22 protein-coding genes are annotated in these 18876 nt (G+C 74.9%); 8 read left to right on the top strand and 14 right to left on the bottom strand.

From position 1 onward, the window contains the following. Positions 1 to 28: 28 nt before the first annotated feature. Positions 29 to 592 carry a hypothetical protein gene (locus tag ACWPWW_RS02380; protein ID WP_454048744.1) on the bottom strand — a complete coding sequence of 188 codons (564 nt, stop codon included), beginning with the start codon at positions 590 to 592 and terminating at the stop codon, positions 29 to 31. 338 nt (positions 593 to 930) lie between these two features. Here ACWPWW_RS02380 and ACWPWW_RS02375 point away from each other — a divergent pair, with 338 nt between their 5' ends. Then, entirely contained in the window at positions 931 to 3315 is a 2385-nt protein-coding gene (locus ACWPWW_RS02375) for an ATP-binding cassette domain-containing protein (protein ID WP_454048743.1), read from the top strand. A gap of 7 nt (positions 3316 to 3322) precedes the next feature. On the opposite strand, the gene ACWPWW_RS02370 is transcribed toward ACWPWW_RS02375, so the two are convergent. Further along, entirely contained in the window at positions 3323 to 4381 is a 1059-nt protein-coding gene (locus ACWPWW_RS02370) for a serine hydrolase domain-containing protein (protein ID WP_454048742.1), read from the bottom strand. Positions 4382 to 4504: 123 nt separating this feature from the next. On the opposite strand from ACWPWW_RS02370, the gene ACWPWW_RS02365 reads away from it, so the two are divergent. Together ACWPWW_RS02365 and ACWPWW_RS02360 are read left to right on the top strand one after the other, a co-directional pair. Then, positions 4505 to 4993, top strand: a complete 489-nt coding sequence (locus ACWPWW_RS02365; protein ID WP_454048741.1) for an SRPBCC family protein — start codon at positions 4505 to 4507, stop codon at positions 4991 to 4993. Further along, the gene (locus ACWPWW_RS02360) at positions 4990 to 5454 is read left to right on the top strand and encodes an ArsR/SmtB family transcription factor (RefSeq protein WP_454048740.1); all 465 of its coding nucleotides are present in this window, start codon (positions 4990 to 4992) and stop codon (positions 5452 to 5454) included. The genes ACWPWW_RS02365 and ACWPWW_RS02360 overlap by 4 nt, the downstream gene beginning before the upstream one ends. A 55-nt stretch (positions 5455 to 5509) precedes the next feature. Here the strand turns inward: ACWPWW_RS02360 and ACWPWW_RS02355 are convergent, their stop codons facing one another. The 4 genes from ACWPWW_RS02355 to ACWPWW_RS02340 form a co-directional block, all read right to left on the bottom strand. Beyond that, on the bottom strand, positions 5510 to 5962 hold the full coding sequence (locus ACWPWW_RS02355; protein ID WP_454048739.1) for an STAS domain-containing protein: 453 nt from the start codon (positions 5960 to 5962) through the stop codon (positions 5510 to 5512). Between the two features lie 115 nt (positions 5963 to 6077). After that, complete coding sequence (locus tag ACWPWW_RS02350; RefSeq protein ID WP_454048738.1) at positions 6078 to 6755, bottom strand: cation transporter; 678 nt, start codon at positions 6753 to 6755, stop codon at positions 6078 to 6080. Then, complete coding sequence (locus ACWPWW_RS02345; protein ID WP_454048737.1) at positions 6752 to 7093, bottom strand: ArsR/SmtB family transcription factor; 342 nt, start codon at positions 7091 to 7093, stop codon at positions 6752 to 6754. The genes ACWPWW_RS02350 and ACWPWW_RS02345 overlap by 4 nt, the downstream gene beginning before the upstream one ends. A gap of 147 nt (positions 7094 to 7240) precedes the next feature. Then, on the bottom strand, positions 7241 to 8323 hold the full coding sequence (locus ACWPWW_RS02340) for a helix-turn-helix transcriptional regulator (protein WP_454048736.1): 1083 nt from the start codon (positions 8321 to 8323) through the stop codon (positions 7241 to 7243). Between the two features lie 104 nt (positions 8324 to 8427). Between ACWPWW_RS02340 and ACWPWW_RS02335 the strand changes: the two genes are divergently transcribed. The 4 genes from ACWPWW_RS02335 (at position 8428) to ACWPWW_RS02320 (ending at position 10539) form a co-directional block, all read left to right on the top strand. Beyond that, positions 8428 to 8853, top strand: a complete 426-nt coding sequence (locus tag ACWPWW_RS02335) for a VOC family protein (protein WP_454048735.1) — start codon at positions 8428 to 8430, stop codon at positions 8851 to 8853. A 77-nt stretch (positions 8854 to 8930) separates the two neighbouring features. Next, positions 8931 to 9293, top strand: a complete 363-nt coding sequence (locus ACWPWW_RS02330) for a cupin domain-containing protein (protein ID WP_454048734.1) — start codon at positions 8931 to 8933, stop codon at positions 9291 to 9293. 56 nt (positions 9294 to 9349) lie between these two features. Continuing rightward, positions 9350 to 9685, top strand: coding sequence for a DUF3140 domain-containing protein (locus tag ACWPWW_RS02325; RefSeq protein WP_454048733.1), 336 nt, complete (start codon positions 9350 to 9352; stop codon positions 9683 to 9685). A 125-nt stretch (positions 9686 to 9810) separates the two neighbouring features. After that, positions 9811 to 10539 (top strand): hypothetical protein, encoded by a 729-nt coding sequence (locus ACWPWW_RS02320; RefSeq protein WP_454048732.1) that lies wholly within the window; start codon positions 9811 to 9813, stop codon positions 10537 to 10539. Between the two features lie 22 nt (positions 10540 to 10561). Here the strand turns inward: ACWPWW_RS02320 and ACWPWW_RS02315 are convergent, their stop codons facing one another. The 3 genes from ACWPWW_RS02315 to ACWPWW_RS02305 form a co-directional block, all read right to left on the bottom strand. Continuing rightward, positions 10562 to 11440, bottom strand: coding sequence for an aminoglycoside phosphotransferase family protein (locus tag ACWPWW_RS02315; RefSeq protein ID WP_454048731.1), 879 nt, complete (start codon positions 11438 to 11440; stop codon positions 10562 to 10564). A gap of 25 nt (positions 11441 to 11465) precedes the next feature. Then, the gene (locus ACWPWW_RS02310; RefSeq protein WP_454048730.1) at positions 11466 to 11705 is read right to left on the bottom strand and encodes a LuxR C-terminal-related transcriptional regulator; all 240 of its coding nucleotides are present in this window, start codon (positions 11703 to 11705) and stop codon (positions 11466 to 11468) included. 256 nt (positions 11706 to 11961) lie between these two features. Next, a complete protein-coding gene (locus ACWPWW_RS02305; protein ID WP_454048729.1) occupies positions 11962 to 12369 on the bottom strand; it encodes a PPOX class F420-dependent oxidoreductase in 408 nt (135 codons plus the stop codon). A gap of 374 nt (positions 12370 to 12743) precedes the next feature. Here ACWPWW_RS02305 and ACWPWW_RS02300 point away from each other — a divergent pair, with 374 nt between their 5' ends. Then, positions 12744 to 13139: an ATP-binding protein gene (locus tag ACWPWW_RS02300; protein WP_454048728.1), complete on the top strand. Its 396-nt coding sequence runs from the start codon at positions 12744 to 12746 to the stop codon at positions 13137 to 13139. A gap of 30 nt (positions 13140 to 13169) precedes the next feature. On the opposite strand, the gene ACWPWW_RS02295 is transcribed toward ACWPWW_RS02300, so the two are convergent. The 5 genes from ACWPWW_RS02295 to ACWPWW_RS02275 all read right to left on the bottom strand — a co-directional run bounded on the left by ACWPWW_RS02295 (position 13170) and on the right by ACWPWW_RS02275 (position 18814). Further along, on the bottom strand, positions 13170 to 13523 hold the full coding sequence (locus ACWPWW_RS02295) for an STAS domain-containing protein (protein WP_454048727.1): 354 nt from the start codon (positions 13521 to 13523) through the stop codon (positions 13170 to 13172). Between the two features lie 71 nt (positions 13524 to 13594). Beyond that, positions 13595 to 15742, bottom strand: coding sequence for an RNA polymerase recycling motor ATPase HelR (helR, locus tag ACWPWW_RS02290; RefSeq protein WP_454048726.1), 2148 nt, complete (start codon positions 15740 to 15742; stop codon positions 13595 to 13597). Between the two features lie 321 nt (positions 15743 to 16063). Continuing rightward, positions 16064 to 16474 (bottom strand): type II toxin-antitoxin system VapC family toxin, encoded by a 411-nt coding sequence (locus tag ACWPWW_RS02285; RefSeq protein WP_454048725.1) that lies wholly within the window; start codon positions 16472 to 16474, stop codon positions 16064 to 16066. Positions 16475 to 16505: 31 nt separating this feature from the next. Continuing rightward, complete coding sequence (locus ACWPWW_RS02280) at positions 16506 to 17756, bottom strand: glycosyltransferase family 2 protein (protein ID WP_454048724.1); 1251 nt, start codon at positions 17754 to 17756, stop codon at positions 16506 to 16508. Continuing rightward, the gene (locus ACWPWW_RS02275) at positions 17753 to 18814 is read right to left on the bottom strand and encodes a hypothetical protein (RefSeq protein ID WP_454048723.1); all 1062 of its coding nucleotides are present in this window, start codon (positions 18812 to 18814) and stop codon (positions 17753 to 17755) included. Before ACWPWW_RS02275 ends, ACWPWW_RS02280 begins: the two co-directional genes overlap by 4 nt. Positions 18815 to 18876 lie beyond the last annotated feature (62 nt).

Below are 18876 nucleotides of genomic sequence, written 5' to 3'. Positions count from 1 at the left end.
GGGCGGGTCGTCGGCGGTGGCGGTGGCGTCAGGAGCCGGCGACCTCGACCGGCGTCCCGCTCGGCTCGATCGGCAGCTGCTCGCCGTCCAGGAGGAGCTGGCCGGCGCGGGCCTTGGTCTCGAGGAACTCCGTGCTCCACAGCGCGCTGAGCTCCTCGACGTCCTCGCCGGTGTAGCCGGCGCCGAAGAACGCGTCGGACTGCTCCGCGGTGATCGCCGCGACGCTGGTGTCCTCGGGGCCGGACGGCGCGACGGGGACCGGCTGCCCGTCGATCAGCAGCTGGCCGGCGCGGGCCTTGGTCTCGGTGTCGCTGGTGCCCCAGAGCTCGTTGAGCTCCTCGACGTCCTGCGCACCGTAGCCGGCGCCCCAGAACGTCTCGTACTGCGCCTGGGTGTAGTTCTCGGGCATGGCCGACCAGTCGATGCCGACGGCCTGGACGGCGCCCTCGACGGCCCGGGCGAACCGGGTCTCCGGGTTGGCCGCCGCGGCGAAGCCGGCACCGGCGACGCACAGCGTGGTCGCCGCGAGGCCGACGGCGACGAGGCGGAGCGGCTTGCGGCGGGCGCCGGTGGTGGTGGGGGTCGCGTTCACGATGATCTCCAGGGGGTCGGTGCGGTGTGCCCCCTAGAAACGCGGCTCACGGCGGATGTGTGCAGTCCGCGGCGGCACGAGAGCAGGTGACGACGACGCATGACCTCGACGGACGGCGTCGTCCGGGCGCGCCCACCAGCCACTGGCGCACGTCCCGGCCGCGGTGGACGACGACCCGGCACTGGCACCACCGTGCCCCCGCCGGCGATGCGCGCCGTCACCTGGGCCTGAGGGGGTCCCGGGTGTCGGGGCCCGCCGCTACGGTGGTCCCTGCGCCGGGCACCGGTGACCGTGCGCGCGACCCGGCAGCGGCGGCTGCCCGACCGAGGGGGACACCCATGACCACGGCCACCAGCACCGACCGGCAGGCGGCGCACGTCGCGGACAGCCACGACCTGATCCGGGTCCAGGGGGCGCGGGAGAACAACCTCAAGGACGTCAGCCTGGAGATCCCGAAGCGCCGGCTGACGGTCTTCACCGGCGTGTCCGGGTCGGGCAAGAGCTCGCTGGTGTTCGCGACCATCGCGGCCGAGTCCCAGCGGATGATCAACGAGACCTACAGCGCGTTCGTGCAGGGGTTCATGCCGACGCTCGCCCGCCCCGACGTCGACGTCCTCGACGGCCTCACCACCGCGATCATCGTCGACCAGGAGCGGATGGGAGCCAACCCGCGGTCCACCGTCGGCACCGTCACCGACGCCAACGCGATGCTGCGGATCGTGTTCAGCCGGCTCGGGCAGCCGCACGTCGGCTCGCCGCAGGCGTTCTCGTTCAACGTCGCCTCGATCAGCGGCGCCGGCGCGGTCACGTTCGAGAAGGGCGGCACCACCACCAAGGAGCGCCGCGAGTTCAGCATCACCGGCGGCATGTGCCCGCGGTGCGAGGGCCGCGGGACGGTCCAGGACTTCGACCTGACGCAGCTCTACGACGCCGACAAGACCCTCGCCGAGGGCGCCATCACCGTGCCCGGGTACTCGATGGAGGGCTGGTTCGGCCGGATCTTCGCCGGCAGCGGGTTCTTCGACATGGACAAGCCGCTCCGCGACTTCACCGAGACCGAGCTGCACGACCTGCTGCACCGGGAGCCGACCAAGATCAAGGTCGAGGGCATCAACCTCACCTACGACGGCCTGATCCCCAAGATCCGCAAGTCGATGCTCGCGAAGGACGTCGACGCGATGCAGCCGCACATCCGCGCGTTCGTCGAGCGGGCGGTCACGTTCACCACCTGCCCGGACTGCGACGGCACGCGGCTCAACGAGGGCGCCCGGTCGTCGAAGGTCGCGGGGATCAGCATCGCCGACGCGTGCGCCATGCAGATCAGCGACCTCGCCGCCTGGGTCCGGGCGCTCGACGAGCCGTCGGTCGGCCCGCTGCTGGAGTCGCTGGGGGAGACGCTCGACTCCTTCGTCGAGATCGGGCTGGGCTACCTCTCGCTGGACCGGCCGTCGGGGACCCTGTCCGGCGGCGAGGCGCAGCGGACCAAGATGATCCGGCACCTCGGGTCCTCGCTGACCGACGTGACCTACGTGTTCGACGAGCCGACCATCGGCCTGCACCCGCACGACATCCAGCGCATGAACGAGCTGCTGCTGCGGCTGCGGGACAAGGGCAACACCGTGCTGGTCGTCGAGCACAAGCCCGAGGCGATCGCCATCGCGGACCACGTCGTCGACCTCGGGCCGCGCGCCGGTACCGCCGGCGGCGAGATCGTGTTCGAGGGGACGGTCGAGGGGCTGCGGGCCAGCGGCACGCTGACCGGTCGGCACCTGGACGACCGCGCGTCGGTGAAGCCGTCGGTCCGTGCCCCGAAGGGCGCGCTGGAGGTGCGGGGTGCGAGCACGCACAACCTGCAGGGCGTGGACGTCGACGTGCCGCTCGGGGTGCTGGTCGTCGTCACCGGGGTCGCCGGCTCCGGCAAGAGCTCCCTCGTGCACGGGTCCGTCGCGGGGCGGGACGGCGTGGTCTCGATCGACCAGGGCGGGATCCGCGGGTCGCGCCGGAGCAACCCCGCCACCTACACGGGCCTGCTCGAGCCGGTCCGCAAGGCGTTCGCGAAGGCCAACGGCGTGAAGCCCGCGCTGTTCAGCGCGAACTCCGCGGGTGCGTGCCCGACGTGCAACGGCGCGGGGGTCATCTACACGGACCTCGGGCCGATGGCCTCCGTCGCCACGACCTGCGAGGAGTGCGAGGGCCGCCGGTTCCTGGCGTCCGTGCTGGAGTACACGCTGGGCGGCAAGAACATCGCCGAGGTGCTGGCCATGTCCGTCACCGAGGCCGAGCAGTTCTTCGGCACCGGCGAGGCCCGCACCCCCGCGGCGCACGCGATCCTCGACCGGCTGGCCGACGTCGGCCTCGGCTACCTGAGCCTGGGCCAGCCGCTCACCACCCTGTCCGGCGGCGAGCGCCAGCGCCTGAAGCTCGCGACCCACATGGGGGAGAAGGGCGGCGTCCTGGTGCTCGACGAGCCGACCACCGGCCTGCACCTGGCCGACGTGGAGCAGCTGCTCGGGCTGCTCGACCGGCTGGTCGACTCCGGCAAGTCCGTCATCGTCATCGAGCACCACCAGGCCGTGATGGCGCACGCCGACTGGATCATCGACCTCGGGCCGGGCGCCGGGCACGACGGAGGACGGGTCGTGTTCGAGGGCACGCCGGCGGACCTGGTCGCCTCGCGGGCGACGCTGACCGGCGAGCACCTGGCGGCGTACGTCGGGGCGTGAGCCCGCGTCAGCCGGGTCGGCCGGCCTGCTCGGGCTGATCCGGCAGGTCGCGCTGGGCCGGCGGGTCGGGCTCGCGCAGCACCGGCCACGCGCCGTCGGACCAGTTCGACAGCACGGACACCGTGACACCGGACGTCGGGTCGTGCCGGGTGCGCGCGGAGACGCCCGCGTCGTAGCCGTCGAGGACCAGGTCGGGGGAGTCGAGCCCGAGCCAGAACCCGGCGCCGTAGCGCAGCCGCTCCCCCTCGTCGACGTTCCGCGGGGTGGTCAGCGCGGCCAGCGTCTCCGCCGAGACGACCCGGTGCGCGAGCAGCGCCGGCCAGAACGCCGCGAGGTCCGCGGCGGTCGTGAACGCCCCGCCGTCGCCGGTGGCCACGACCGGCAGGTGCAGCGTGTTGGACCGCAGGCCGGTGGCGGCGAGGTAGCCGCGTGCCACGTCACCGGGCAGCTCGTCCATCCGCAGGAAGGCCGAGCGCGTCATCCCCGCCGGGACGAACACGCGCTCGGTGACGAGGTCCGCGAACCGGGTGCCCGACACGCGCTGGGCGATCAGCGCGAGGACCACGTAACCCTGGTTGTTGTACGCGAACGCCGCTCCCGGGGCGGACACCTGCGGGCGTCCCTCCAGCATCGGGAGGAACGCCTCCGTGTCGTCCAGCAGGTGCGTGGGGGCGGACAGGACGTAGTCGCTGATCGCGCCGCCGGCGCTCTCGTCGAGGTAGTCGCCGATCCCCGAGGTGTGGCTCAGCAGGTGGTCGACCGTGACGGCGTCGTCGACCAGCGGCAGGTCGCGGCCGAGCACGGGGCGCACCGGGTCCGACAGCGCGAGGCGGCCCTCGTCGACCAGGGAGCCGATGGCCAGGGCCGTGAACCCCTTCGCGAGGCTCGCGGTGCCGAACCGGTGCTCGACGGTGTTCGGGACGCCGTGCGCGCGGTCGGCCAGCCCGTAGGCGTGCGCGAACAGCGTCTCGTCGGCGCGGTCGACCCGGATCACGCCGCTGAAGCCGCTCTCGACGGCGCGCTGGTGCAGGGCGGGACCGAGTGCATCGGCGTCGTCGGCGGGCATGGCGCGAGCGTAGGCGCCGCCTGGGTGGATGACGAGGAGAATTCAGTGCAACTCATGGTTGCGCATTCGGAGCGGCGAGCGTAGGTTTTTAGCAACCGATGGTTGCACTGAAGGGAGTTCGCGATGACGCAGGAGAACCCGGTGCTCGAGCTGGGCAGCATTGAGCGCGAGATGCACGTGGCCGCCACCCCCGAGGTGGTCTACGAGGTGCTCAGCAGGCCGGAGCACCTCCGCGAGTGGTGGCCCGACGACGCCGAGCTCGACGGGGCTGGCCCCGGGGCGCGGGGAGTCGTCGTGTTCGGCGAGCGCGGCGAGCCCGGTGCCGTGGTCGAGCAGCTGACGGTCGTCGAGGCCCGGCCGCACCGCACCTTCTCGTTCCGGTGGACCCATCCCGCAGGCGTGGAGGCGGCGGCCGGCAACTCGCTGCTGGTCACGTTCGAGCTGGAACCCGCGGGGTCCGGCACGCGCGTCCGGATGACGGAGACCGGCTTCCGGCAGCAGGGGTGGGAGATCGCCGTCCTCGAGCAGCGGTACGCCGAGCACGTCGAGGGCTGGGACTGGTTCCTCCCGCGGCTCGAGGCGTACGCGGCACGCCTGGCGGCGCGGCCGTGACCAGCGGCGGCGTCGCGGCCAGCGGCGCGGTCCTGACCGACGGCACCGCGGACGACGCTCGCGACGCTGTCGACGACGGGCTCTGGTCCGCCGTCGGCGACCCCACCCGGCGCCGGCTGCTCGACCTGCTCCTCATCGACGGCGAGGGGACCGCCACGTCGCTCAGCGGGCGCCTGCCCGTGACCCGGCAGGCGGTGGCCAAGCACCTCGGCGTGCTCCACCGGGTCGGCCTGGTGCTCGCGACGACCGAGGGCCGGGAGAAGCGCTACCGGGTCGACGACGCCCAGCTCGCACGCGCGGTCGCGCAGCTCGACGGCGTCGGACGTACGTGGGACGCGCGGATGCGCCGGATCCAGCGGATCGCCGAGGCCATCCAGGCCGAGCGCGACGCGCACTCCCCGGGTGCGGGGGAGGACGCGCCGTCGGGCGGCGCTGCCGGGGTGGTGGATCGGACCGGCTGACGCCGCCCGGCACGGCGCGCCCGATCGCACCCGCGGGTCCGGACCGGTGCCGCGATCAGACCGGCCGGACCCGCGCCCCGACGGTGCCGGTGCCGCGGACGGGCACCGCGCGTCGTGCCGCGCGGACCGGGATCGGGTCTCCGCAGAGCGCCAGCGCGCGGCGCACGCAGCCCGAGGCGCTGAGCCGGACGCCCTGCGTGCCCGCCGCGTCGCGCAGCCGGACGAGCATCCGCACGCCCTCCGCGCCGCAGAACGTCACCTCGCGGCAGTCCAGCTCGGCGGCACGCCCGGCGGCGGCGACCGCGTCCACGACGTCGTCGAACGACGTGCGCATGCCGAAGTCGAGCTCGCCGGTGAACCGCACGTCGAGCGCGCCGTCCGACTCCAGCACCTGCACCGTGCCGCAGGCGGACCGGGCCTCGGCGAGGACACGGGCGGACGCGGGAGGCCGGGCGGAGGCGGGGTGCAGGGTGCTGCTCCTGACGTCGACGGCGTGGCGGAGGTGCACGCCGATCGCCCGCCTCGGACGGCGGGCTCGGGTCGACGACGCTCCGACCGTCTCACGCTTGCGGCGCGCTGACCAGACCGGCGGCGCGGTCCGGGCCCCGGCGGCGGTCCCGACGTCAGCCCGTCGGTCCCCGGGAGCCCTCTCCGACGAGCTCGGCGAGCGGCGTCCCGCAGGCGTCGCCGTGCCACGCCTCGATGCCCTCTCGAACTGCGAACCCGGCGATCACGACGGCGGCGAGCGGGTCCGCCCACCACCAGCCGAGAGCGCTGTTCAGCACCAGGCCCAGCAGCAGCGCGGCGGACAGGTACGCGCAGAGCAGCGTCTGCCGGGAGTCGGCCACGGCCGAGGCGGATCCGAGCTCCCGCCCGGCGCGCCGCTCGACCCAGGACAGCGCGGGCATCACCGCGAGGCTCACGGCGGCCAGCACGATGCCGACCGTCGAGTGCTCCGGCTCCGCACCACCGAGCAGCGTCCGCGCCGCCTCCACGGTGACGAACGCCGCCAGCCCGAAGAACGCGAGGGCGATCGTCCGCATCGCCGCCTTCTCCCGGACCTCGGGGTCGGGAGCCGTGAACTGCCACGCGACGGCGGCAGCCGACAGGACCTCGACCACGGAGTCCAGCCCGAACCCGATGAGCGCGCTGGAGGACGCGGCGCGGCCGGCGGCGATGGCGACGACCGCCTCGACGACGTTGTAGGCGATGGTGGCGGTGACGACCAGCCGGATGCGGCGGCGCAGGACGGCACGGCGGGCGGCGCCGAGCGGTCGTGCGGCGCCGGGCGTGGCGCTCACGCCGGGGCCCGGCCGCAGGTGCAGTCGGGACCGCAGCACGTCGGGTCGACGGCGAGGACCAGCGCGAGGAGGTCGCCCAGGGCGGGGGCGAGGTGGCCGTCCGCGAGCCGGTACCAGGTGCGGCGACCCTCCGGGATGGCCTCGACGAGCCCGCAGCCGCGGAGGCAGGCGAGCTGGTTCGACATCACCTGGCGGGAGACGCCCAGAGCGTCCGCGAGGTCGGACGGGTACGCCGGCGCCTCCCGCAGCGCGAGCAGGACGCGGGTGCGCGTCTCGTCCGAGAGCGCGTGCCCGAGGCGGGCGAGTGCCGCCGTGTGCGTCAGCGTGACGGTGTCCATCCCCTGACAGTACAGCGAAACGTGTACTGAGACGAGAGCCGGCCACGTCGTCCTGCGGCATCGGGTCTGGTCGGCTAGCGTCGGCCGGGCGGCCGACCTGACGGTAAGGCGTCACACGGGTCGGGTTCCCACGGGAGTCCGAGAAGGTCAGGAAGTAGACCCCGGTGATGCGCCGCTCCTCGCCCGTTCGCCGGCCGCGGAGCCCGCCGCGCGCGCGAACCGGCCGGCGAGGCGCGTGCAGGCGTCGACCAGCTCGCGCGGGCCCACGACCTCCAGCTCCGCGTCGAACCGGGCCGCCGCCGCGGCCAGCCCCGCCCACGACCACGCACCGAGCTGCAGGCGGCACCGGTCGGGACCCAGCGCCTCGACCACGCCGTCGTACGCGAACGGTGCCACCTCCGCCACCGGGGCGTGCACCACGAGCTCACCGCGGCACGGCCAGTCGCCGCCGTCCTCGGCGCCCCGGAACCGGCCCGTGACGAAGCCGATCACGTCGCCCCCGGGCACCTCGCGCCGGGCGAAGCGCGGACCGTTCGGCGTCCGGAGCGCGATGCGGTCGGCGCGGAACGTGCGCCAGTCCGCGCGGTCCAGGTCCCACGCCACCAGGTACCAGCGACCCCCGCGCGTGACCAGGTGGTGCGGCTCGGCCCGGCGGGGCGGGACCGGACCCGTCGGCGGCTCCGCGGGCGCCCGGTAGTCGAAGCGGAGCACCTCGCGCCTGCGGGCGGCGGCCCCGATCGCGTCGAGGACCGCGGGATCGGCGAGCCCGCCGCGGCCCTCGGGTCCCGGATCGCGCGTGCCCGCCGTGCTCCTCGTCGTCGCGGTGCTGCTCGTGGTCGCCATGCGGTCCGCGACGGTGACCTGCACCGCGTCGACGCGGTGCCGGAGCCGCGCGGGCAGGAGCTGCCGAACCGTCTGGAGCGCGCGGGCCGCGGCCTCCTCGACGGCCGCGCCGGACGCCGTCGCCGTCCGCAGCGCCACCGCGAGGGCGACGGCCTGCTCGTCGTCGAACAGCAGCGGCGGGAGCTGCGTGCCCGCGTCGAGGCGGTACCCGCCCTCGCGGCCCCGGGTGCTGGTCACGGGGTACCCGAGCTCGCGGAGCCGGTCGACGTCGCGGCGGACGGTGCGGTCGCTGACGTCGAGCCGCTCGGCGAGGAGGGCGGCCGGCCAGTCGCGGCGCGCCTGCAGCAGCGACAGGAGGGAGAGGAGCCGGGAGGACGTCGTGGGCACCTGCTCAGTCTGCCGGGATATGCGGACACATCCTGTCCGCATCGGTGGGGACAGTGGTGGCACGCCGCAGCGACCGGCTGCGGCGCACCACCCGAGGAGACAGCATGTCCGTCAGCACCGTCACCCACATCAACCTGCGCGGGACCGCGCGTGCCGCCCTGGAGCACTACCGGTCCGTGTTCGGCGGCCAGATCGCCATCGCGACCTACGCCGACGCGGGCGCCGCCCAGGACCCGGCCGAGGCGGACCTCGTGATGTGGGGGCAGGTCGTGAGCGACGACGGCTTCCACGTCATGGCGTACGACGTGCCGTCGTCGATGCCCTGGGAGCCCGGGCAGAACGCCTACTTCGTCTCGGTCCGCAGTGCCTCGGTCGACGAGATCACCGGGTACTGGCAGCGGCTCAGTACCGAGGCCACCGTCGTCGTCCCCCTGGCGCCGGCCGGGTGGTCGCCGCTGTACGGGATGCTGCGCGACCCGTTCGGCGTCGTGTGGGTGCTGGACGTGGCGGTGGACCGCTCCGCGTCCTGACCTCGCGCGGCACCTGCTGCGGCACCGGTCGACCGGACCGGTGCCGCGGCGTCCGCCGTGCTGGGAGCATGGGCGTCGTGCGCGTCTTCCGGATCCCGCAGCGACCCGTCGAGGCCTTCGCCAGCGTCGGCGTGCTCATGCAGTTCCTGCCGCCGCTGACCGCCGCGGACGCGGTGAGCGTGCACGTCGCGCACGTCGCCGCCGGTGGCACCCTCGGGCGCCACCCCGCGGTCCGCCGGCAGGTGTTCGCCGTCGTCGCCGGTGAGGGCGAGGCGCAGACCGACGACGGCCCGCGCGTCCCGCTGCGTGCAGGCATGCTGGTCGTCTGGGAGCCGGGGGAGACGCACCAGACCTGGGCCGTCACGGACCTCACCGCGGTCGTCGTCGAGACGTCGGGCGGGCTGGACCTGAGCCAGCACGTCGCCGAGGTGTCGCCCTGACGCCGGCCGGCGGGACTGGCGCGCGGGGTCGGACGGCCGGTGGCAGCATCGCGGGCATGGACGACGACGAGCGCGCCCAGGTGGCGCGGGACTACCGCGACGCGGTCAACCTGACACCCGCCGAGCTCGAGCGCTGGCTGGACACCGACGAGTCGAGGTCGGTCGGGCAGAAGGAGGGCGGCGGCGAGTCGGTCGGGCACCGCTCGGGCCGCCGCATCGTCGAGCTCGCCCGTACCCACCAGGCCGACCTGACGGACGACGACTACGCGCACATGAAGAAGGTCGTCGGCTACGTGCACCGGCACCTCGCCCAGGAGCCGTCCGGCGACGTCACCGGCACGGCGTGGCGGTACTCGTTGATGAACTGGGGCCACGACCCGGAGAAGCACTGACCCAGGCCGGTCGAAGCGCAGGTCAGCAGGCCGGCCCGGTGAGCGGCGCAGGTGGCTGTGTCCTACAGTCGCTGTGTCCCCCCTGTGCGTGCGCCGAGCCTGCGCCCCGCTCGAAAGGTGCCTCCGTGCGCTCCCTCCCTCTCGCCGCCTCCGGCGTGATCGCCCTGTCCCTGGTCCTCGCCGGCTGCTCGGGCGGTGACGACGGCTCCGCGACGGACGTCGGCACCGGGTCGGCCTCGGACGCGAGCCCGGAGGCGGACGCCGACGCGGGGGAGAAGACCCCACGCGGCACCGGTGCCCTGCCCGTCGAGCACGAGGTCGAGGCCGTCGACTTCGGCGCGCCGGCAGCCGTCACCCCGCCGGGCACCGCCCTCGCCGTCGGCCAGCCCGCGTGGCTCAACCAGACCGTGACGTTCGGCGAGGAGGAGGTCACCGGCGGCGTCGGCGTCAGCGTGCTCGCCGTGCGCAAGCTGGACCCGGCGATCTTCGACCAGTTCAGCAACGCCGAGGAGTTCGCGGCCTACACCCCGTACGCCGTCGTGACGCAGCAGCAGTGGCTGTACGAGATCCCCGCGGACTCCAGCCCGCAGACCGTCGACCTGTTCCCGATCGCCGAGGACGGGTCGGACGCGCAGTACCTCACCAGCGGGTTCTCGCTGAACTCCCCGGGCGACAGCTGCGGCCTGCTCCTGCCCGAGTACGACGAGGAGGAGCAGGTGCTGATCTCGTGCTTCGTCGCGCTCGCCGAGGAGGGCGTCCGCGTCACCTCCGCCGAGTACAACGGGGAGACCTACCAGTCGTTCATGGCGTCGGCCGACAACCAGTACTTCCCCGCGCCCGTCACCTGGAGGTGACTGCAGCGGCACCGCAGTCCCGTCACACGCCGGCGAGCAGCTCGTCCAGCACGTGACGGGCCAGCTCGGCCTGGCCGGGCGGCGTGTTCGTGATCATGATCAGCGCCTTCCACAGCGCCCAGCCGCGGCCCCGCGCCCAGGTCGCGTCGTCGACGGCCAGCTCGCGCCGGAAGACCTCCCGCGCGCGGCCGGTCAGGCGCGTCCACACGATGACCGTGTCGCACGCCGGGTCGCCGACCGCTGAGCACCCGAAGTCGAGGACCCCGGCGAGGGCGCCGTCCCTCACCAGGAGGTTGTGGGCGGAGACGTCGCCGTGGAACCAGACGGGGTCGTCCTCGAAGGTCGCCTCGAGCGCATCGCGCCAGATCGCCGCCGCCCGTTCCCGCTCGCTCCCGTGGACCCGGTGCAGGATGTCGCCGACCTCGTCGTCCCCGTGCGTGAGCGGGCTGCCGCGGAACGCGCTGTGCGGTCCGGGAGCCGGGCCGTCGGAGGCGTCGACACCGCGGAGGGCGACGAGGAACCGGGCCAGGTCCGCCGCGAACCGGACCGGGTCGTCGGCCGGTGCGACGGCGGCCGGCTCGCCGGGGAGCCAGCGATAGACCGACCACGGTGCGGGGAACAGCCCGGAGGGCCGGCCGACGCCGCGCACCTCGGGGACGGGCAGCGGCAGGTGGGGCGCGAGCCGCGGGAGCCACTCCTGCTCCTTCACCACCTGCGGCACGGAGGCGGCAGAGGCCGGGAGACGCACCGTCAGGTCGTCGCCGAGCCGGAAGATCCGGTGGTCGTTGCCGTGCAGCCCGACCGGCCGGACCGGGAGATCGCGCCACTGCGGGTGCTGCTCCGTCAGGAGCGCACGGACCAGACGCTCGTCGAGGCGCGTCGCGTCGATGAGGTCGGCCACCCGGCCACCGTACGGCGCGAGGCGCTCAGCGGATGCCGGCGGCCTCGGCCCAGGCGACCGCCTCGGCGCGGGTGGAGACGCCGATCTTGCGGTACACCGAGCGGACCTGCGTCTTCACGGTGTTGCGGGAGACGAACAGGCGCCGCGCGATGTCCTCGAGCGTGACGTCCTCGCCCAGCTCGGCCAGGACGACGCGCTCACGGACGCTCAGCGGCTCGCCCAGGATGCTGGCGGACGAGGGGGGAGCGAGCTCCAGGGTGGACATGCGGTTCTCCGCTCGACGAGTGACGGGTCCCGGCCGTCGCTGGACGCGGCGGCCGTCCCCTTCTTCATCGGCAGGGGTGAGTCCACCTTGGTAGTTGAACCATCATCTATCTCGTCGAGAATCTCCGCGACCGCACCGCGATCGACCGCGCGCGACCGCTTCTGCGCTGGTCAGCGCACGGCAAGCGTTGTCCGCGCGTGAGGGAGACAACACCCGTTCGGACCAGCACGGGACGCCCGCGCGGCTCACCAGCCCGTCAGTCCTTGTGGGCACCCCAGCCGTGCCACCGATCGACCTCCATGAACGCCGACCAGCGCGGGCTGGTCCGATCCGGGTAGGCGCTGCCGGTGTAGTGCTGCGAGAGGCGGTCGATGCCGGCGAGGTCCGTGTCCGGCTGCAGGTCGACGACGCGGCCGAGCAGGGTCACGTGGGTGTACCAGTCGTCCGAGTCGAGGGCCGTGAGCGTGACGCGGGGGTCGCGCTGCAGGTGCTTGAGCCGCACGCGGGTCCCGTCGAGGTTGAGCAGGACGCGGCCGTCGTCCAGCCACAGGTACCAGGTCGCCGCGGTGACCGGCGACCCGTCCTTGCGCAGCGTGGCCATGACGGCGGGGTTGGGGCGCTTGAGCATCTCGACGGCGTCGGACGGCAGCGGAGGCGTGGGCACGGACGTGTCTCCTCGTCGGTGGGGGATGGTGGATCCATCTTCTCGTGCGCGACCGACGCACGCCTGGCGGACGCGTGCCGGCGCGGGCGTGCCGAGGTGATCGGCGCGGTCCACCCAGCACCTGATGGCCCCCTCGGCCGCCCCGGAGCCAGCCGCATCACCAGCCGATTCTCGCGTCGCAAGCCGAGGTATCGGCCGGCGACGCGAGAACCGGGCGGCGCTGGCGAGCGCGAGCCGCAGCTCACGAGGTGAGCGGCGAGGTGCTCCCGCGTGTCGGCGGCGTCCGTGCGGCGCCGACCGCACGGTTCCAGGTGGGTGTGCCACCACTCGGCTCTGGTTGTGCCAGGTGGCGGTCGGGCCCCTACGGTGGGGGCGTGGCGAGCTCGGGATCTGACGACCGTCGCGTCGTCGTCCCCGCCACCGCCGGCTCGGTCGCCCGGGCGCGGCGGTGGGTGCTGGAGCAAGCACGGGACGTGGACGCGACGCGCGACGCGCTGGCGGCGACGGAGCTGGTCACCAGCGAGGTGGTGACCAACGCGATCCGGCACGCCGACGGCAGCGGCACCGTGGAGATCCGTATCCGGTTGCGCGCCGGCGACCTCACGGTGGAGGTCGAGGACGGCGATCCGCGTCCGCCGGTCCCGCAGCAGGACCGCGCGGGCCTGCCCGGCGGCCACGGGCTGCACATCGTCGAGGCCTCCACGTCGGCGTGGGGCTGGCGACCGCGACGGACCGGCGGGAAGGTCGTCTGGTTCACCGTCACCTGGTGATCCCGCCGCACGGAGCGGCGCCGCGCGGTCTCAGACGAGCTCGAGCAGCGCGTCCACCCCGGTGAGCTGCAGGGTCGCCAGCGGCGACCCGGACGCGCCCCGGACCCGCAGCCGCTCGGGCCGCAGGGGCGGCACGATCCCGACGACGAGCGCCACGACGGCGGAGTCGATGAAGGTCGCCTCCGACAGGTCGATCTCCCGCACCCCGGCGGCAGCGAGCGCGCGGCCCAACCCGATCTGCGCGACCCCGAGCGCCTCGCAGAGCTGCTCCACCGTCTCGACGTCGACCTCGCCCGCGAGCCGCAGCACCCGGGGCGACGCGGGGTCGATCCACGCCCGGCCCGCCGAGGGGCCGGGCCGGGAGGTGTCCGGGGCGGGCGTCACGCGGTCAGTATCACGCCCGCCCCACCGTTCCGAGCGGAGGACGCCACCCGGTGCGCCGCAGCTCCCGGACGTCACCCGCGGCGCAGCACCACGAGCTGCTGGGTGGCCCGGGTCATCGCGACGTACCGGTCGACCGCGCCCTCGACGCCGTCGCCGAACGCGTCCGGGTCGACGAGCACGACCAGGTCGAACTCGAGGCCCTTGGCCTGCTCCGGCGTGAGCGACCGCACGCGTCCTGTGCCGGTGAACCCCGGGTCACCGATCACGCACGCGACGCCGACGGCGTGCTCGTGGAGCCACGCGTGCAGGATCGCGTCCCGGTCGGCGACCGGCGCGTGCAGGACGGGCGTCCCGCCGCTGCGGACCGAGGTCGGGACGTTGGCGTCGGGCAGGGCGGCGCGGATGACGGGCTCCGCCTCGGCCATGATCTCGGTCGGGGTCCGGTAGTTGATGCCGAGCCGGCGCACCTGGACGCTGCCCAGGCCGACGCGCTCGAGCCGTGTCACCCAGCTCTCCGCGAAGCCGTGCCTGGCCTGGGCGCGGTCGCCGACGACCGTGAGGCTGCGGGAGGGGCAGCGGAGCAGGAGCATCTGCCACTCGGCATCGGTCAGCTCCTGCGCCTCGTCGACGACGATGTGCGCGAACGGCCCGGCGAGCACGTCCGGGTCGGCGGTCGGCAGGGCGTCCTGGTCGACCAGTGCGGACCGGAGGTCCCCGACGCGGAGCATCGACATGACGCTCATCTCGGAGTCGTCCGTGGCGATCAGGTCGTCGACCACGCGGTCCATCGCCGCACGCTGCGCCGCGGCGCCGGCCTCGGCACGTCGGCGTCGCCGGGCGACCTCGGGGTCGCCGAGCCGCTGCCGGGCGGCGTCGAGCAGGGGCAGGTCGGCCACCGTCCAGGCCCGGGGGTCCTCGCGCTGCAGGACGCGCACCTCGTCCGGGGTGAGCCACGGCGCGCACAGCCGCAGGTAGGCCGGCACCGACCAGAGGTCGGCGACCAGGTCGGTCGCCTCGAGGACGGGCCACGCCCGGTTGAACGCGGCGGTCAGGTCCGCGTTCCGCGCGAGCGCCCGGCGGAGCTGGTCCTCCGGGACCTCGGCGTCGTGCTGGTCCACGAGGATCGTCAGGATCGTCTCCCAGACGAAGTCGCGGGCCTCGTTGTGCGGGGTGCCGGGGTCGGGGGAGTCGAACGCCTCGACCCAGTCGGCGGCGCTCAGCCACAGGTCCGCCCAGGGGGTCTCGACGAGCAGGCCCTCGGCGGGCAGCCGCTCGGAGAACCGGACGGCCGGCTCGACCGCACCCACCATGGCGGCGGACGACTTGAGCCGGGCCACCTCCGGGTCGCCCTCCGGCCGGGCCGACGCGCCCTCGGGCACGAGGTCGCGCAGCGTGCAGATCCGGACGCCCTCCTCCCCGAGCCGGGGGAGGACGTCCGCGACGTACGCGAGGTAGGGCTCGTGCGGTCCGACGACCAGCACCCCGCCGTGCTGCCGGCCGAGGTGCGGGTCGGCGTACAGCAGGTAGGCCGCGCGGTGCAGCGCGACGACCGTCTTGCCGGTGCCGGGGCCGCCGTCGACGACGAGCGCACCACCGGACCCGGCGCGGATGATCGCGTCCTGGTCGGCCTGAAGGGTGCCGAGCACGTCGCGCATGCGGTCGGAGCGGCTCGTGCCGAGGCTCGCGATGAACGCCGAGTCCGCGTCGAGGGCGGCGGTGACCTCCGACCCGTCCGTGGCGAGGACCTCGTCCCAGTAGTCGCCGACGCGGCCGCCGTTCCACCGGTAGCGCCGCCGGCTCGCCAGCCCCATCGGGTCGGCCAGGGTGGCACCGAAGAACGGCTCGGCGGCGGGCGAGCGCCAGTCGACCAGCAGCCGGCGCCCGTTCGCGTCGGTCAGGCCGAGCCGCCCGATGTACACGGGGTCGGCACCGTCGGCGGGCACCATGCGTCCGAGGCACGCGTCCAGCGTGAACCGCCGCAGCAGCCGGAGCCGGGCGGTGAGCCGGTGCACCTCCTGGTCGCGGTCGAGCGCCGCCTGCCCCGACCGTCCTGGTGCCCGGCGGGCGACCGCGAGCCGCTCGGTCAGGTCGGCGACCGTCTGCTCCAGGATGTCGGCGATGGCGGCGAACTGCTGCTCGTCGGCGGCGATCAGCGCGGGGTCCGCCTTCGCGGCGAGTCGTCCGGGCAGGTCGAAGGACCGGGTGGTCAAGGGGGTCACGTGGTCAGCTCCGTGGGGTCGCGCGGGCCGATCTCCGGGCCAGGGAACGGCTACGGCCAGGGAGTCTGCGCCCCCACCGGGGCCTTGCCGCAAGACCCCCCGTGAGCTATACCTTGGAAGAGGCGAGGGGCTGCTGACGTGCCGCGGCCCGCCTCAGTCGATCAGGCCGGTCCCCGGGTCGACGACCGCGAGGAAGTGCCGGCTCTACTTCGCGGCGGCGGCCGTGGGAACGGGCGTCGGTCGTGGTCGACAACGGCGTCCGCGCCCGGCGGATCATCGACCCCGCGGCGTCCCACGCCGCCCGCTGAGCGGTCCGTGCGGTCAGCCCGCGCCGAGCCCCGTCAGCAGCGCGAACGGCGCCGTCTCGACGAGGCCCTCGACCTGCCGCGCGAGGTCCTGGTCCGCCGTGACCAGCACGTCCGCCTGGAGCTGGGCGACGGCGACGTACTCGGCGTCGGCGGTGTCGTCCCAGCCGAGCTGCGCCGCGATCCGCCAGGCGACCGCGCGGGAGACGCGGTCCCCGAGGAGCCGGATCCGCAGGGTGGTGACGCCGTCCAGCAGGGCGCGGGCCTCGGCGTCGGCCAGCACGCCGTCGCGGACATCCCGGTAGAGCAGCGAGAGGACCTGCGAGCGGAGCAGGGTCGGCGCGACGAGCTGGTGCTCGGGCGGCACGGCGACGCGCTCCCGGACGATCCGGACCGCGGTGCGGGCATCGATGGCGACGCGGGTCATGGCCCGATCATGCGCCCTGGCGTCCCCGACGTCACCAGCCGCCGACGTACCGCTCGACGTCGGGCTCGTCGGTGAGCGCGCTCAGGTCCGCGGTCACGTCCTCGGCGCGGGGGAACAGCGGGGTGCCGCCCCAGCGCCGCTCGCGGGCCAGCGCCCGCCGGGAGACGACGCGGACCAGCAGCCTGCCGTGCGGGTCGCGCAGCGCGAGCTCGCCCAGGCCCTCGTCGGCGACCCGCGCCACGGCGTCGGCGACGGCGGTGCCCCGGGCGTGCACGGGCTGCTCGAGGACGACCTCGATCCGGACCCGGTCGAACCGCGGGTCGTCCTGGGGCTCCGGGGGCAGGGCGACGGCTCCGGGCAGCCCGGCCAGGACGGAGTCGAGGCTGACGAACCGCTGGGCGGGGCTCGCCGCGGCGGCCGGCGGCCGCACGACGACGTCAGCCCGGGCGGTGGGAAGGCCGTGGCCGCGCGACCCCGGCACGGGGACGAGGTCGACGAGGCGCAGGGCCTCGGTGTTCTTCCGCTCCTGGGACGCCGCGTCGCGCTGCGACCACTCCGGTCCGTCGTGCCAGGCGACGGCCGCCGGGACGTGGGCGAGCACCGCGCCGGCGAGCCACGCGCGGTAGGCCCACTCCCAGTCCTCGCCGCCGTACGCGTCGAACCCCTCGTCGAACCCGCCGGTCGCGGCGAACAGCGTCCGGCTGCACGCGGTGGTGGCGCCGATGAGGTACCGGTAGCTGCGGTCGTCGACGTCCACCAGGTCGCGGGTCCGCCGGTACGCCTCGCGGAGCCACTGCGGCTCGGTCAGCTCGCGCTGCGGTCCGACGACCTCGACGGGGGCGTCGAGCGGCACCCCGGAGAGGTCGGCGTGCCGCCGCCGGCCGACGGTCACGCAGTCGGGCGCGAGGGCCGGGAGCCGGGTGAGCTCGCGCAGGTAGGACGGCTCGGGAGCGGTGTCGGCGTCGAGGAAGACGAGGACCTCACCGGTCGCGTGGGACGCGCCGAGGTTGCGGGCGGCGGCGACGCGGAACCCGCGGTCCTCCTGCCGGACCAGGCGGACCCCGGGCGGCACGTGCGGGGCCTCGGGCGACCCGTCGTCCACGACGACGACCTCGGTGCGCTCGGCGGGGTGGTCCTGGCGGCGCAGGGCGTGCAGCGTGCGGTCGAGCTCGGCCTGCTGGTCGTAGTGGACGACCACCACGGTCACCGACGGGGGCGTGGCGGGGACGCGGCCGTCGAGCAGGTCCCAGCGGTTGCCGGGCAGTGCGACCCCCGCGGTCACGACGCCACCTGCGCGGCCCACCACGCCCGGTACGCGCGCGCGACGTCGTCGAGCGTCGGGGCGAGGTCCGCGCCCGGCGGCAGGGCGGTGCTGCCCGGGTCCAGCCAGGCGCGCTCCAGCGCGCGGTCCAGGTCCGCGGGCGCGTACAGCGTGAGCGTGCCGGGCCGCAGCGTGGCCATCTCCCGGGCGTACCGGGAGTCGACGACCAGCGGCCGCCGCCCCGCCTCGACCCAGTCCAGGAAGGTGCGCGAGGCCGACAGGTGCTGGTGCGCGGCGACGGGGATGCCCGGGCGGCGCAGCCCCGCGAAGAAGGCGTCGTCGTCGAGGCTGCCGGTCACGTGCAGCGCGACGCCCCGCCGGTCCGCCTCGTCCCGCAGGGCGACGACGTCGTCCTCGTGGCCCGGGGACGGGCCGCCGACCGCGACGACGGCGACCTCGCCGAGCCGGTGCCCGGCAGTGCGCAGGCGCGCCGCGGTGCGGGCGACGGCGCGGACGACGTCGTCGTGGCCCTTGCCGGGGTACACGTAGCCGGCGACGAGCGCCACGAGCGCGGCGTCCCCGTGGGACCGGGCGGGCGCCGGGTCACCGGCGCGGGGGCGGGCGGCCGTGCCCAGCGGCACGACGTGCACCGGGTACCCGGCGGGGACGGCCCCGTGCTCGACCAGCAGGTCCGCCTCGTGCCGGCTGTTGACCACGACGCCCTCTCCGGCGGCGGCCACGCGGGCGTAGCCGCCGGTCCGCCGTGGCAGGTTGATTTCTCCGTCGGACGGCTGCGGGACGTCGTGCAGGGTGACGGTGAGGCGCGTGACGGCCGCGACCCGCTCGAGCAGGTCGGCGGCGTCCTCGGGACCGCGGCCGAACAGCCGGTCGGTCACGTGCAGGTGCACCCGGTCGTGCGCGGCGGCGGCGTCGACGAGGTCGCGCGGATCCGGGACCTCGACCACGGTGGCGCCCGCACCGGCCCGTGCGACGTGGTCCGCGACGTCCCGCGCGTAGCGGACGACTCCGTGCCGGGCCGGCCCGGTCAGGAGCAGCGCGGGTGCATCGGTCCAGGTCACGCCCGCATCGTGCTGGAGTCGCGAGGTGTCGGCAACCGCGCGACACTCAGCCCACCGCACTG

Source organism: Cellulomonas sp. Marseille-Q8402 (genome assembly GCF_965119525.1).
Note: the sequence above shows the minus strand (reverse complement) of the source record. Positions and strands in the feature narration are given on the sequence as shown.